We start from the raw sequence: 14,057 nt of genomic DNA on the forward strand, positions 1-14,057 counted from the left end.
AAAACACACTTACTTTTAATTTGTAAGTGTGTTTTTAGTATTACGCGTTACATGTATTACATAAAAATAGCGATAAAGGTGAAACTTTTCTGTATATAAATCGATACCTTTGAATTAGTAGTAAAATTACGTTAAAATAATACTAAGAAAATATATAAGTTTTGGGGGTAATGAATGAAGAAAGTATTTGAATACGTATTATTAACAATTGGCTCAATTATAGTAGCAGGTTCATTAGAGCTTATTTTAGCACCTAATGGATTAGTAGATGGCGGGGTAACGGCTATTGCTATTATGGCAAATAAAGTCGCAGGATTGCCGCTTTATGGTGTGTTCTTAGGAATTAATATCCCAATTTTATTATTTACTGCAAAAGTAATGGGAAAGAAGTTTTTTATCCGTACATCTTATGCGAATGTAGTTACAACACTCGGATTAATTTATTTAAAACCATTTCCAGCAATTACGACTTCTGAGTTATTAATTGTACTTTATGGTGGAGTACTGTTTGGAATTGGTGTTGGGATTGTTGTTAAAATGGGTGGAGCAATTGACGGTTCGGAAATGTTGGCAGTTTGGATGAATAAACACTTTAATGTACCGATTAGTACATTTTTACTTGCAGTAAATGCAGTTATTTTCATTTTTGTTGCCATTTTATTTTCAATCGAACAAGCGATGTTCTCGTTAGCAATTTTCTATATTGTTACGAAGATGATTGATTTTATACTAGATGGTATTAATCAAGGTAAGAGCGTTATGATTATTTCTGGTAAGAATAAAGAAATAGGCGATTTACTTATGAAAGAATTGCAACTATCTGTTACGTATCTACATGGAGAAGGTGGTTTTTTAGGGGAGCATAAGAGAATCATTTATTGCATTACAAACCGATTCATTTATCCGAAAATGAAAGATCTCGTTCTCTCTGTAGATCCAACGGCTATAATTGAAGCTTCCTATTCAACAGAAACGACTGGTGTGAAACGTCCGGGAAGGAAAGCTAGGTCAGGTGAATAACTAGAAGAAGGCTGTCCAAAAAGTTATTTTGGAACAGCCTTCTTTTTTATTTTGTTGAATTGTTAACATGTTACAAGTTAAACCCACTGTTAACAAGTTTCCTTGCAACTAGGAAACCAAGCATCTTTCAATAATATAGCCAACGTTTCAATTTTATTTTCCGGAATACTACCAAAGCCGAGTAATACGTATGATTCCTTACGTAAATCATTCACGAAATCATATGGAGAAAGTGGGTATAATTTAACGCTTTGTTTTTTAGCGGATTCAATCAGTTCATTTTCATTCATACTGTTATTTACACATAAAACAATATGAAGTCCGGACTGTTCGCCAAGAATTTGAACATTAGCCCCCATTTCTTTCATAATGGATTTTACTAATGCATGATGTTTTCTTTTATAAAGTGTACGACTTCGATTAAGGTGACGTTCCCAATTCCCATTTTGTATAAAGTTAGCAAAAGCAAGTTGTTGTATTGTAGCGACTGTTTGTTTGAAAATTCCATGCAGTTCTTGGTATATCTTTAAAAGGTGTGGTGGTAAAACAACATATCCCATTCGTAAAGAAGGTAAAAAAGATTTTGAGAAAGTTCCCATATAAATAACGCGTTCATTTGAATCAAGACTTTGTAAAGAAGGAATCGGCTTACCAGCGTAGCGAAACTCTCCGTCATAGTCATCTTCAATAATGTATCCATTGCAATCATTAGCCCACTTTAACAATTCTAATCTTCTAGATAAAGGCATAATAATCCCGAGTGGAAATTGGTGTGATGGTGTAACGTATGCGACATTGGAATTTGTATTGTATAAACTAGAAATATCAATCCCTTTTTCATCCAATGGTATGGGATGAATTTGTCTATCACAGCTTTTAATAATTGCGTGTATACGGTGAAATCCAGGGTTTTCAATGCCGTATTCTTTTGTAGGGCCAAGCAGTTGAAGTAGTAGCCAGAGAAGTGGCTGTGTTCCGGCGCCGATCACAATTTGATCAGGTGAAGAATGTACACCGCGAGAATGATATAAATATGTTGATATATGCTCTCGAAGAGCGAATTCACCTTGAGGATCTTCTTTGGCAAATAGTGCATTTTCGTATGTAAGTATGGATTCTTGTAATGCTCGTTTCCAATTTGTAATCGGAAATGCATTTTGATCAATAAGCCCTTGGCTACAATCATATTCAAATTTTTCTTCTATCAAATTGTTCGTCTTCTTTGCTGCATTTCGTTTTTTATTTGGGATAATGTCAATATCGAAATTTGCTACAAAAATACCACGTTTCGGTTTACTTTCTGCATAACCTTCAGCTAATAACTGTTGATAAGCTGATTCAACAGTAATGCGGCTAATATTAAGTTGTGATGCTAAATTTCTGTGTGAGGGTAGACGTGTGCCAACAGAAATAGTCCCTTGTATAATTTCAGCTTTTATATATTCGTAAATTTGCAAGTAAATAGGTGTGTTACTTTGTAATTGCAATGGGATAGTAAAATCCATATAAAACTCTCCTTTAAAACTGGCCTTATAAAAAACACTTAAACTGCCGCTTAAGTAAAGGGCAGTTGCTTTCTATAATAATGATATAACATTTAGAAAATTATTTAAATAGTAAAGGGAGAGTTAAAAATGAATGTTAAAGAAGTAGTAACAGAAGAGCAATTACATGAAGTATTACCTGTTTTACAGCAATTAAGAACGAAACTTTCAAAAGAGGAAACAAGCTCTTTATTTCGAAATATGAAAGAAGAAAATTATAAACTATTTTCGCTGCGTAATGAGGATGATGAAGTTGTTAGCCTTGCAGGTGTAGCAATTTGTACGAACTTTTATAATAAGAAACACGTTTTCGTATATGACCTTGTAACAGCAGAAGCACATCGTTCAAAAAGACATGGGAAAGTATTACTTTCGTATATAGAGAACTGGGGAAAGGAAAACGAATGTGAGTCTATCGTCCTCACGTCAGCATTTTCAAGAATTGATGCTCATCGTTTTTATGAAAGAGAAGGGTATGATAAGGTGAGTTATTCTTTTCATAAAGAATTATAAAAAATAAGAAGAAGTTGTCCCGCAAAAGTTTGGAACAGCTTCTTCTTATTTTTTAAGTTATTATTAAACCGTAAATAGGTTGTAAGTTATGGTATATGTATTTGAAAAGGTTATATAGTGTATTTTGTCGAATTGTTTTAATTTAATAAAGAGAATGATTGGAGCGCTTATACTTGAAAAAAATAAAGAAACTATCAATCCCTAATGATGCTAGAGTTATCGTCATATCTGATATTCATGGAGAATTAAATCTTTTAAAAGAAGCACTACATAAAGTTAACTTTAAAGATGAAGATTATTTAATTATTAATGGAGATCCTTGCGAGAAAGGACGAGATAGCGTAGGCGTAGTAAACTACGTTATGAATCTTGTAAAGAACAATTCAAAGGTTCACGTTGTTGAAGGGAATTGTGAAGTTTTAGTTGATGCTCTTCTAAATGAAAATCCTGATCTTATTAATTATTTATGTATGAGAAAGCACTCGATTTTTAATGAATGGCTAGAGCAATTAGGTTTTTCAGTTCATGAGGGCACTTCAATTCGTGAAGTGAAAGAAGCATTGTTAAGTGAATTTTCACAAGAACTATATTGGCTAACAGACTTGCCAACAGCGATTGAAACAGAAGATTATATTATTGTGCATGCCGGTCTAGAAGATAGAGTAGATTGGAAAGAAACAGAGCGCAAAAATGCGATAGCAATGCCAGAGTTTTTTAATAAATCACATAAAGCAAATAAGTATGTAATAGTTGGTCATTGGCCTGTCGTGAACTATTCTGAAGAAGCACCGTCTAACAATCCAGTTATTGATAAGGAGAAAAAAATTATTGCAATTGATGGAGGAAATGCAATTAAAGAAGCAGGACAATTAAATGCATTTATTATTCAGAGGAAACAAACGGGCGATACGTTTTCTTATACATATGTAGACTATTTTCCAGAGTATGAAGTAATAGCGGATTTTAATGCGAATTCAGAAATGCAGGGCGGAGTGACATATCCGTATTATTACATAGAGCCTATCGAGAAGATGCAAGACTACACCGTATGTAAACAAAAGGAAACGAATAATTTACTCACTGTAAAAAATGAATATATAAAACAACTTGAGTCAGGTGAATATACAGTGAAAACCGATATTTCTTGTGCGCAAATAAGCGTTAGGAAGGGAGATATCGTTTCTCTCATTGATGGTAGCTGTTCAGGATATGATTTAATTAAAAAAGATGGCGTAGAGGGTTGGATAGAGAAAGGGATTTTAGTTGAGATAGAAAAAGTGGAAAATAAAACATTAAGCTGAAATAGGAGGGATATAACCTCCTATTTTTTTAAGGAGTATATTGCTTGCTGTCTTTAATAAGTAAATAAATCGTACTCGGCAGAATGATAAGCGTCATTCCTAAAAGAATTGCTAGTATAGCATAACCTCTATAGGGAGCAGAAACGATAAAAGGAAGTATCGCTAAAAAAATACCTGCTATCATCATTGAAATACTACTAATATTTGAAGCTCTTTTTTCAAGGTACTTATCATTCCATTCTAATGAAACGGTTGATTTAGTCGTATCAATTTTGGAACTGAAATAACCTATTAATATAAATAAAAGCCCTAATGCTAAAAATATGAAATGATCAAGAGGAAGTGAAAAGCCAAGAGCAATGAGGGCGATGACAATATCGACAAAAAATAAGAATAGTAACATTGTGTTGCCGATCCAATGGAGAAATTTCTGGTTATTCGCTGCTTTAGATAAAGCTAAAAATACAAAGAATAAGAAGGAACATATAATTATATTTACGATTACAAAAGTGCTTTTATCCATTGTTGATGTAGGCGTTCCATTGAAGTCCCATTTCGTAACAATATTTGATGGTAAGAAGAAATATAGAATAATATTTGTCGTAATAATAGTGAGAAATAAAGCAATACTAAATCGATTATTCACTAAATCACCAGCTTTCTAAATCAATAATTGGTATCTAATAACAAAATTATACAATATAATAAATGATATTAGTTTTGATTTTTCTGAAAAAACATTATAATTATATATGAAATGAAGAGGAATGCAGGAGGGAATTATGCAAAACGTTATATTAAAGGGGAAGAAAGTTACAATTCGTACAATAGAAGAATCAGATATAAAAACATTATGGAATATCGTATTTAAAGAAGAAAGCCCAGAATGGAAGAAATGGGATGCACCATATTTCCCGTTCTCAATGCAAGAATACTCTTCCTATAAAGAGAAGGTGCAAACTCGTTTGCAAGAAGAACCACTGTCAAATTTAATTATAGAAAATAACGGTCAAATTATAGGGAAGGTCGGATTTTATTGGGAGCATAAACCGACGCGTTGGCTGGAGATGGGAATTGTTATTTATAATCCAACTTACTGGAATGGTGGATACGGTACAGAAGCGTTAACGTTATATCGAGATTTATTATTTGAAAAGATGGAAATTGGTAGAGTAGGGCTCACGACTTGGTCTGGTAATGAACGAATGATGAAAGTAGCGGAGAAAATAGGAATGAGCTTAGAAGGTAGAATGCGAAAGTGTCGTTATTATAACGGAACATACTATGATTCTATTCGAATGGGCATGATTCGTGAAGAATGGGAAGCGCTATGTGTAACGAAGGGGTGAGAAAGATTGTACGCTATTATTGCTACATTTGATCGTGTGTTTACTCATAAAATTACAGAACTGCAAAATGAATTAACAAATGTAATTGGAACAAATCAATTAGCTGGAGTAGAACCTCATATAACGATTGCGGATTATAATGAGTTAGATGTTCATTTGTATACGGAGAAACTAGGGGAGTTTGTAGCCATTCAAGAAAATATAGACGCAGTAACTTTTCCTTCTGTTGGAATTTTTCCTACTAATGGAACGGTCTTTCTAGCGCCGACCGTTACCGATGAATTGTTAAAACTTCATTATTCTTATCATGATTATTTTAAAACTTTTCATGACAACCCAAATTCATATTACGTACCGGGAAAATGGGTTCCGCATTGTACAATTGCAAATAGATTACATACAAAGCAGTTTTTAAGTGTAATGGAATATATTTATGGAAAGTTTAATTTTGCAACAGCTTCAATTGAGAAATTAAAATTAATTAAGGTGAATTATGAAAATGGTTTTGCCGTTTCTTCTAGTATATTAGCAGAATATAATTTAAAGAGAATGGAGACATCGAGATGACATATATAATTAGAGAAATGAAGCAAGAAGACATTCACGCTGTACAATCAGTAGCAAAAATAGCTTGGCATGATACATATGAAGGCATTATTCCGAGAGAAATTCAAGATAGTTTTTTAGACGAGGCATATTCTGATGAAAAAATGAAATATCGTCTTAAAAATACGCATTTATTCGTTGCGGAAGAAGAGGGTGAAGTAATAGGGTTTGCGAACTTTTCACCTGTTAGACTACAAAACGAAGCGGAATTAGGTGCGATTTATTTGTTACCAGATCAGCAAGGAAAAGGGATCGGAAGTGCTTTATTACAAAAAGGAATTAAAGCATTAAATGGGATACGGAAATTGTACATACATGTAGAAGCAGCAAATGAAAAAGGAAAACGCTTTTATGAAGCGAAAGGTTTTGCTGAATTAGAGCAATTTGAAGAAGACTTTGAAGGACATATGATGCAGACAGTAAGGATGGTTTTATACGTATAAGGAGGACTAGTAATGAAAATTTTTGATTTTAGTGAAAAAGTAGGAAAGCACCTATCAGTATTTCAATCTAATTTCATCATGTCAAAAATATTAAACCATCAAGGAAATATACATATCGGTGCTATGCATTTACACGAGAATGGAATCATCGGTAATCATGAAGCAGTTGTATCTCAACTGCTTCTTATTGTGGAAGGAGCAGGATATGTATGTGGGGTAAATAAAGAAAAGATAAAGGTAGAGGCGGGACAAGCTGTGTTTTGGAAAAAGGGAGAGCTCCATGAAACAAGTACAGAACACGGATTAACAGCAATTGTTATGGAAGCGGAGAATCTTGAACAAGCGATAGTAATGCCTATTATTCAAGGGGAGTTGTGAAAAATGATTGTTAAGGCGAATCAAGAAGATACCAATGAAATATTAAAATATGCGGCCCAATCGCTTTTTGAGGGGACGAGAGGGAATTGTCAATTAAGTACCGAGAAAGCAATTGAGATTACAAAGCCGATTGTAGAAAAAGGAGCATACTATTTAATTGTTAAAGAAGAAAATAAAGTAATGGGATGGATATTAATAGGGGAAAATACAGACTATTTTTCTCGTGAAAAACTTGGATTTATATATGAATTGTACGTTTTCCCAGAATATCGCGGGAGAGGATTATCGCGAGAACTGATGGAAGCTAGTATTAAGGAATTAAAGGAGAAGTATTCAGAAATTCGGTTGAATGTATTTGCTGGGAATTTTGCAAAAGAGATGTACGAAGAGTTTGGGTTTGTTGAAAGGCAGGTAATTATGACTTTGAAGTGAGTATTATAGTCTGAATGGGAGGGAAATAATGATTTAGTGGCTACTTTCTCGCTGGGATTTAAAGTGAATAAGTCCTTATAAATATATAAAATAGATGGTTTGCCTTTATTTTATAGTAGATTTATAGAGTGTGCTTAAAAAACAAATAAATTAGTATTATACAATATATCGTTATTATAGTAAAAGAGAAATTTTGGAAAAATATCATTTTTTTGTTTAGAAATTTTTAAATTATTGATATAATCAATTTGTAGAATTGATTATTGGTTAATTTTACTATTTTTAAATTTTAAGGGGGATTTAATAATGGCAGGACAAATTCGTATGTCACCAGAGGAGCTTAAATCGAAAGCGACTCGATATGGACAAGGTGCAAATCAAATTGAGGACATTTTACGTCAACTACAAAACTTACAAAATGAATTAAGAGGAGAATGGGAAGGTCGTGCTTTCGAAGGTTTTGACCAACAGTTCAATCAATTAAAGCCAAAAGTACAAAACTTCGCACAGCTATTACAAGAAATCAATATGCAGCTTAATAAAACTGCAGAAGCTGTTGCTAGACATGACGAAGATCTTTCTCGTAATTTCGGTCTACAATAAGACAGATAAAAAGAAATATATAATTTAGCCATGCAACCATACGTTGTATGGCTAAATTACTTTAAAACTAGAGTAAGATACGAAGTCTTTCATTAGATAGACTCGCAGTCGCAGGAGTGATAAGTAGTGAAAAAGTTCAAATGGAGCATCTTGTTGTTTATTATTTTAGCTCTTGTACTATCAACAGGGGTCTCCTATTTAGCATTAAATCAAAATGTTAAGAAAGCTAATGAGAATACTACACCAAAAATGACAGTTGCGTTGGTAAATGAAGATCAGGGCACTGTATTTGAGGGCAATAAAATAGCGTTTGGAGATCAATTTGTTAAAAATGTAAATAAAAATACGAAACAAGAATGGTACGTAGTTAGCCGCGGGGTAGCGGAAAATGGATTGAAAAATAATAATTACAATATGATGATTGTTATTCCAAATGATTTTTCTAGGAAGGCAGTTGCGATTGATTCAGAGATTCCAGAGAAATTAACGTTAAACTACAAAGTAAATGCAACTGGGAATAAGGATTTGAAAGCTGAGGCAGAAAATACAGCTTCTGTTATTTTAGAAGATTTCAATAAGCAAATAATCGACGTTTATTTTGCGAGTATTATCGGTAAGCTACAAGGTGCACAAGATAATATAGGTAAAATAATTGAAAAAGGAAACGTTCAAACAACTATGTATAAAAAAGATATACATAGTCCGTTAGCAAATTACACAAATCAATTTAAAACAGTACAAGATTATACAGGTGTTTCTGTTAATAGTTTCAAAGGATTTCAGGATGTTTTAAAAGGTTTCGGTCAAGCGTTAGATGAAGGGAATAAATCTAACAGTACGTACTTAGATGGTTTTAATAACTTTCAAAAAATGCAAACTGATAACAATTTGTTAGCGAATAATTTCACAAATCAATTCAATCAATATATGAATGATATGAATACAGGCGATGCTTTAAAGCAATTAAGTGCATTGGAATCAGCTAATAAAAGTATTTCAAATCAATTTACGTTTTCAGAGAAAGAACCAAATATTTTAACTGATGCTTCAGCAATTCAAAAATATTTAGCAGATGTAAAAAAACAAGTGTCTGAATATGATACAGAACTTGCAGGGAAGTTAGAAAGTGATATTCAAGAGACGGTAATTAAGAAGTTAAAGCAATCTATGTCGAATGATGGAAAGCAAGAGATCTTCATAAATACATTAATGAAACAACCAGATGCTCGAATAAAGAAACAAATCGAGAATTTAATTGCGAAATTACCTAGTTTAAACATGGAAGAAATCGGTCAAAGTGATTTGCCAGATACAACGAAATTACAACTGCAAAATGTAATTCAATTTACAAAAAAATATAATAAAGAAAATAATTTTTATTATGATCCTGTAAATAAAATATCTTTAGGAAACGCAATTAAAGAAGTAAAGGATAGACTTTATACAGAGGGAATTACATTTAGTGATACTGCTAAAGTAATTAAAATGGAATCTCCGCAAATTTTGAAGATAAAGATTCCAGAAGAATTTAAACTAGATGGAAGTACAGGATTCTTACATATTGATGATGTGGATCGTACAAGTGACTTTCTTCAAAGCGAAGCAGGAGAAATTACAATAGCTCCTCGTAATGAAGGGGATATAAAGATTGATCTGCATGTGAAGTTAAAAGATCCAAACATCAATATAGATGTTTTCTCTCCTGTAATGTGGCAGTGGGAATTGAGTGGGACTCATACAAAAGAAACTAGTCCTGAAAAAGAAAAACCTAACAAAGAAGATAAAGGAACACAAACGGAAAATAGCAAGGTGGAAAATGTGGTTCATAAATCACAGTATGGCATAATGCCGTTAGTACACAATGCTAAAACGCCTATTATTCAAAAAACAGAACAGAGTAATAATGGTGACAGTGTAAAGCCTGATGCAGGAGGAAAACCTGATACAGGAGGGAATCCAGACACAGGAGGAAAACCTGATACGGGAGGAAAACCTGATGCAGGAGGAAAACCTGATGCAGGAGGAAAACCTGATGCAGGAGGAAAACCTGATACAGGAGGAAAACCTGATACAGGAGGAAAACCTGATACAGGAGGAAAACCTGATACAGGAGGAAAACCTGATACAGGAGGAAAACCTGATACAGGAGGAAATCCAGACACAGGAGGAAAACCTGATACAGGAGGAAATCCAGACACAGGAGGAAAACCTGATACAGGAGGAAATCCAGACACAGGAGGGAAACCTGATACAGGAGGAAATCCAGACACAGGAGGAAAACCTGATACAGGAGGAAATCCAGACACGGGAGGAAAACCTGACACAGGAGAGAAGCCAGACACTGGGACAGATAACGGTAGCAATTCAAAAACTATTGAAAGTACAACGAATCAAGTTATACATCAAAAAGCAGAAGTATTAACAAAAAATATATCTAGTTTATTAATTAAAGAAGCAGTAGATACAGTCGAAAGTTATCAAGGTTTAATGAGCCTTTACGAAATGTATTATGGGATTGATTTAAGAACGAAAGATGTAGGTCCTAAGTTAGAAGAGGGAAGTTTAGATGCAATTGCGACGGATCAATCTTTGTACTACGTATTAAATAAACAAAGCTTAATTGATTTAATTTCAAATCTTGTTTCATCAAGTATTACTACAGAAATAAAGCAAGATATGTCAGGTTTAAAACAAAAAATAAACTCTTATCAACAATCTATTACTAGTGCGGATCAAAATTCTATGCTACTAGCGGAGAAATTAAATGGAACGACGCAACAAGCAACTAGTATGAATGAAAATTTAGGAGAGTATGTAAAAGGTTTAGCGAAATGGCGTGAGAATAGCTTAAAGCTAGTTGAAGAGCAGCAAGTATTAACAACAAATCATGCTGGTGAGCAAACAGCTGTTTTATCGTTAGATTCTGGTATTAAATCATTAATGATGCAAAGTCAGTCATTGGTCGAAAGTTCGAAGCATAGTTTAGCAACTTCAGACGATGTATATAAAACATTTGATCAAATCAATGGACAAGCAAAAGAAATTCAAGACAGCGGAACGACAATTGTTTCAAAAGCTGATTTATTATTAAACGACTTTACGAAGAAAATGGAAGATGATAAATCATTCTCCAAAAACTTTACGAAAATTTTAGCGAATAGTCGTATTGGAGATCGTCAAAATGAAATGCTATATGACTTTTTAGCTAGTCCAGTTCAAAAGCAAAATGATGGAGTAATTGTAGCAGGTAATGCTTTTACACCGTACTTAATTGTATTAACTTGTTTCATTGTTGCATTATTTACAGCATACGCAATTGCGAATCAAGAAAAGAAACGAATGCAATCAGATCATTTTGAAGAGAAATTCTCATTAATTGATATGAATGTACCAACTACAGTAGTAGCTTTCGGTATATCAATTGTGGAAGGGATTAGTATAGGTATCATTTCTGGGCGTCTTTTAAAGTTTGGTCAGGATCAAAGTTTACTATGGATTGCGTTCATCACATTTATTATGATGGCGTTTGTATTGGTCTCAACTTACTTATTACGACAAATAAAAATGGTAGGTATGTTTATACTATTAGTATTTTTAAGCATGTACCTATTTTTAACTGAGGCAGTTGGAAGTAAAGTAGATCAAATGTCCTCTGTCGGAAAGATACGTCAATTCTCACCGCTTCAGTATATAGAAAGTTTTCTAAATGATTTTATTAGTGGTAAAGATACTGGGAAAGTTATTTTTGTCGTATTGTTTGTAATTGCCATTATTGGATTGGTTAGTAATCTATTTGTATGGCATAAGAAATGGGAGGAAAAAGAAGTAAATGATCAAACAATGGAGCATAGTGGTTAAGTTATCATTTCTCTCTATCCTTTTACTGTTTGTCGCGCTACCGATAAGGAGCGCGGCTGACAGTTATCTTGGTGATGATGGGAAGATTAAGTTTAAAGTGGATCGACTTGAAGAAAGCGACCAAGAAAAAAATAAAAAGGAACATAAAGAAACAGAATTAGATAAAGCATCGATTGAGTTATTTAACAAAGATATAGAGGAAGAAATTGAGAAAAAGAAAAAGAAAGAACAAAAAGATATGGAAGCTTTGCGAGATTCTCTTTTTACAAAACCAAAAGAGAATAATAGTGTTAAAGATACGAAAAATAGTTTATTTAGCAGTGAATACATTGTCAGAAAAAGTGCAGATGAAGTAGCGAGTAATGAAACAATGAATGAAGAGCCAATTAGTATAACAATAATATTATTATTTGGCGGCGGCATTCTACTTATTTGCATCGGTATTTATACGGTTCTTCGTAAAAGTTGGAGGTAAAGCGATGGCAATACAAACACATATCAATGTGACAGTAGATTTTAGTAAATGGAATGGAAATACATATGATTTGCGTATTCCGAATCATCAATCTATTAAATATTTATTAAAAAACTTATTAGATACGCTAAAGATTGATAATCATGAAGGTTCACATTTTGTAATTAAAGTGAAAAATAAGTCAATTGTTTTAACAGATAATGATCGTTTAATTGATCACCAAATAACAGATGGAGATATTTTGCAAGTTTTATAAAGAATATTTTTTACTTTTAGTTATTTGAAAATAAGTTATTACGGGTTATAAAGAAAAGGAGAAGAGGATAAACATGACGGAAAAAATAATTCAAATTGATGCAATGAACTATCAATTTCAAATAGAAAAAGAAAATTGGAAATTGGAGATGACCAAATCTCAAACACGTATAAAAGACTTCCGTCAATTCGATATAATTACGGGCGAATCATCTGAATTTGTACCATTAACAATAGAAGAAACGGATGATATGTTTACGTTTCTATATCAAGTAGATAAAAAATTATATAAGTGGGACGATCTTAGCCGTTTTGGAAGAAATGAGAAATTAAGACTACTTCGGAATGTTGCGCAGTTTCGTAAATATTTAAATAAACGAATCACGTTCTTTTTACATCCAGACAATATAGTTTTTAATGCTAATTTAATACCAAGTATTATACATAGAGGAATTCGAGATATTGTTCCGCCAACCCCGTTATTAGAAGAGCAATTTTTAACACAATATAAGTGTCTAATTATTGCTTTATTCTCCCAAAAACATAACTTTGATGATTTGTATGCTGGGTTACTAAAAGATGCAAAAGAAACAACATTTGAACAGACCGTTGCTCAAATGGAAAGCTTAGATGCATTACTGCAGTTTCTTGATGACAGCTTTGAGAAGGAACAAACAAAAACAGAAAAAAATATGCAGTTAGTACCTAAAAAAAGCTATAAATCATTTAAATACTTAGCTTTTTCCTTCATAGCGGCGACAGTTATTTTAGCTGCTCCTTTAATATATTTCACTTTTATAAAATTTCCTTATCAAAATAAATTGTTAGAAGCAAATGCAAGTTTCATAGCAACTGATTATGACAAAGTCATTACGCAATTGAATGAGGAGGAGTTTGAATCATTACCGATTGCATCTAAATATGAGTTAGCATTTGCATACATTACAGCTGAAAAACTAGGTGAAGCTCAAAAGAAATCGATTATGAAAAACATTAGTTTGAAAAGTGATGAAAAGTATTTGCTGTATTGGATGTATAACGGAAAAGGTAATTTTGATAAATCATTAGATTTAGCTAAGACACTTGATGATCCTCAGCTTATTATGTACGGCCTTGTTAAACAAATTGAATCACTGAAAAATAATCCAGATTTATCAGGGGAAGAACGTGATCAAAAGTTAAAAACATATGAGCAACAATTAGATGAATATAAAAAGAAATATGGCAATTCATCAAGCGATAAAAATTTGTCGGACACGGAGAAAAAAGAGTAAGCACTT

Annotated in this window: 15 protein-coding genes; 13 read left to right on the forward strand and 2 right to left on the reverse strand. The window is 32.8% G+C overall.

Annotated features, from left to right (window positions below; all coding sequences use genetic code 11):
- Positions 1–174: 174 nt before the first annotated feature.
- Positions 175–1,020 (forward strand): YitT family protein, encoded by an 846-nt coding sequence (locus GD442_RS09780; protein WP_000755126.1) that lies wholly within the window; start codon positions 175–177, stop codon positions 1,018–1,020.
- 89 nt (positions 1,021–1,109) lie between these two features.
- Here the strand turns inward: GD442_RS09780 and pdxR are convergent, their stop codons facing one another.
- Positions 1,110–2,525: a MocR-like pyridoxine biosynthesis transcription factor PdxR gene (gene pdxR, locus GD442_RS09785; protein ID WP_000348028.1), complete on the reverse strand. Its 1,416-nt coding sequence runs from the start codon at positions 2,523–2,525 to the stop codon at positions 1,110–1,112.
- Between the two features lie 129 nt (positions 2,526–2,654).
- Here pdxR and GD442_RS09790 point away from each other — a divergent pair, with 129 nt between their 5' ends.
- Together GD442_RS09790 and GD442_RS09795 are read left to right on the forward strand one after the other, a co-directional pair.
- Positions 2,655–3,077, forward strand: a complete 423-nt coding sequence (locus tag GD442_RS09790; RefSeq protein WP_001101116.1) for a GNAT family N-acetyltransferase — start codon at positions 2,655–2,657, stop codon at positions 3,075–3,077.
- Positions 3,078–3,250: 173 nt separating this feature from the next.
- Positions 3,251–4,378, forward strand: coding sequence for a metallophosphoesterase (locus GD442_RS09795; protein WP_000721393.1), 1,128 nt, complete (start codon positions 3,251–3,253; stop codon positions 4,376–4,378).
- 28 nt (positions 4,379–4,406) lie between these two features.
- Here the strand turns inward: GD442_RS09795 and GD442_RS09800 are convergent, their stop codons facing one another.
- Positions 4,407–5,024 (reverse strand): DUF1648 domain-containing protein, encoded by a 618-nt coding sequence (locus GD442_RS09800; RefSeq protein WP_001065170.1) that lies wholly within the window; start codon positions 5,022–5,024, stop codon positions 4,407–4,409.
- A gap of 136 nt (positions 5,025–5,160) precedes the next feature.
- Here GD442_RS09800 and GD442_RS09805 point away from each other — a divergent pair, with 136 nt between their 5' ends.
- From GD442_RS09805 to essB, 10 genes are all read left to right on the forward strand, one after another.
- Positions 5,161–5,727 carry a GNAT family N-acetyltransferase gene (locus tag GD442_RS09805; RefSeq protein ID WP_001181783.1) on the forward strand — a complete coding sequence of 189 codons (567 nt, stop codon included), beginning with the start codon at positions 5,161–5,163 and terminating at the stop codon, positions 5,725–5,727.
- Between the two features lie 6 nt (positions 5,728–5,733).
- A complete protein-coding gene (locus GD442_RS09810) occupies positions 5,734–6,294 on the forward strand; it encodes a 2'-5' RNA ligase family protein (RefSeq protein WP_000270858.1) in 561 nt (186 codons plus the stop codon).
- On the forward strand, positions 6,291–6,776 hold the full coding sequence (locus tag GD442_RS09815) for a GNAT family N-acetyltransferase (protein ID WP_000221048.1): 486 nt from the start codon (positions 6,291–6,293) through the stop codon (positions 6,774–6,776). The genes GD442_RS09810 and GD442_RS09815 overlap by 4 nt, the downstream gene beginning before the upstream one ends.
- Before the next feature lie 12 nt (positions 6,777–6,788).
- A complete protein-coding gene (locus GD442_RS09820) occupies positions 6,789–7,154 on the forward strand; it encodes a cupin (RefSeq protein ID WP_000688073.1) in 366 nt (121 codons plus the stop codon).
- Positions 7,155–7,157: 3 nt separating this feature from the next.
- On the forward strand, positions 7,158–7,586 hold the full coding sequence (locus GD442_RS09825) for a GNAT family N-acetyltransferase (RefSeq protein ID WP_000635647.1): 429 nt from the start codon (positions 7,158–7,160) through the stop codon (positions 7,584–7,586).
- Between the two features lie 306 nt (positions 7,587–7,892).
- Entirely contained in the window at positions 7,893–8,189 is a 297-nt protein-coding gene (locus tag GD442_RS09830; RefSeq protein ID WP_000918601.1) for a WXG100 family type VII secretion target, read from the forward strand.
- A gap of 126 nt (positions 8,190–8,315) precedes the next feature.
- Positions 8,316–12,047, forward strand: a complete 3,732-nt coding sequence (gene esaA / locus GD442_RS09835) for a type VII secretion protein EsaA (protein WP_236582426.1) — start codon at positions 8,316–8,318, stop codon at positions 12,045–12,047.
- Complete coding sequence (gene essA, locus GD442_RS09840) at positions 12,019–12,522, forward strand: type VII secretion protein EssA (protein WP_000595667.1); 504 nt, start codon at positions 12,019–12,021, stop codon at positions 12,520–12,522. The genes esaA and essA overlap by 29 nt, the downstream gene beginning before the upstream one ends.
- A 4-nt stretch (positions 12,523–12,526) precedes the next feature.
- On the forward strand, positions 12,527–12,778 hold the full coding sequence (locus GD442_RS09845; protein WP_001007571.1) for an EsaB/YukD family protein: 252 nt from the start codon (positions 12,527–12,529) through the stop codon (positions 12,776–12,778).
- A gap of 73 nt (positions 12,779–12,851) precedes the next feature.
- Positions 12,852–14,051 (forward strand): type VII secretion protein EssB, encoded by a 1,200-nt coding sequence (gene essB / locus GD442_RS09850; protein WP_000136612.1) that lies wholly within the window; start codon positions 12,852–12,854, stop codon positions 14,049–14,051.
- Positions 14,052–14,057: the final 6 nt, after the last annotated feature.

Source organism: Bacillus sp. A260 (assembly GCF_009861435.1).
GTDB classification, from domain to species: domain Bacteria; phylum Bacillota; class Bacilli; order Bacillales; family Bacillaceae_G; genus Bacillus_A; species Bacillus_A cereus.

Bases quoted from the DNA above. Each gene is read 5' to 3' on its own strand.
- GD442_RS09780 (WP_000755126.1), top strand. From the start codon at position 175: ATGAAGAAAGTATTTGAATACGTATTATTAACAATTGGCTCAATTATA.
- pdxR (WP_000348028.1), bottom strand. From the start codon at position 2,525: ATGGATTTTACTATCCCATTGCAATTACAAAGTAACACACCTATTTAC.
- GD442_RS09790 (WP_001101116.1), top strand. From the start codon at position 2,655: ATGAATGTTAAAGAAGTAGTAACAGAAGAGCAATTACATGAAGTATTA.
- GD442_RS09805 (WP_001181783.1), top strand. From the start codon at position 5,161: ATGCAAAACGTTATATTAAAGGGGAAGAAAGTTACAATTCGTACAATA.
- GD442_RS09815 (WP_000221048.1), top strand. From the start codon at position 6,291: ATGACATATATAATTAGAGAAATGAAGCAAGAAGACATTCACGCTGTA.
- GD442_RS09820 (WP_000688073.1), top strand. From the start codon at position 6,789: ATGAAAATTTTTGATTTTAGTGAAAAAGTAGGAAAGCACCTATCAGTA.
- GD442_RS09825 (WP_000635647.1), top strand. From the start codon at position 7,158: ATGATTGTTAAGGCGAATCAAGAAGATACCAATGAAATATTAAAATAT.
- GD442_RS09830 (WP_000918601.1), top strand. From the start codon at position 7,893: ATGGCAGGACAAATTCGTATGTCACCAGAGGAGCTTAAATCGAAAGCG.
- essA (WP_000595667.1), top strand. From the start codon at position 12,019: ATGATCAAACAATGGAGCATAGTGGTTAAGTTATCATTTCTCTCTATC.
- GD442_RS09845 (WP_001007571.1), top strand. From the start codon at position 12,527: ATGGCAATACAAACACATATCAATGTGACAGTAGATTTTAGTAAATGG.
- essB (WP_000136612.1), top strand. From the start codon at position 12,852: ATGACGGAAAAAATAATTCAAATTGATGCAATGAACTATCAATTTCAA.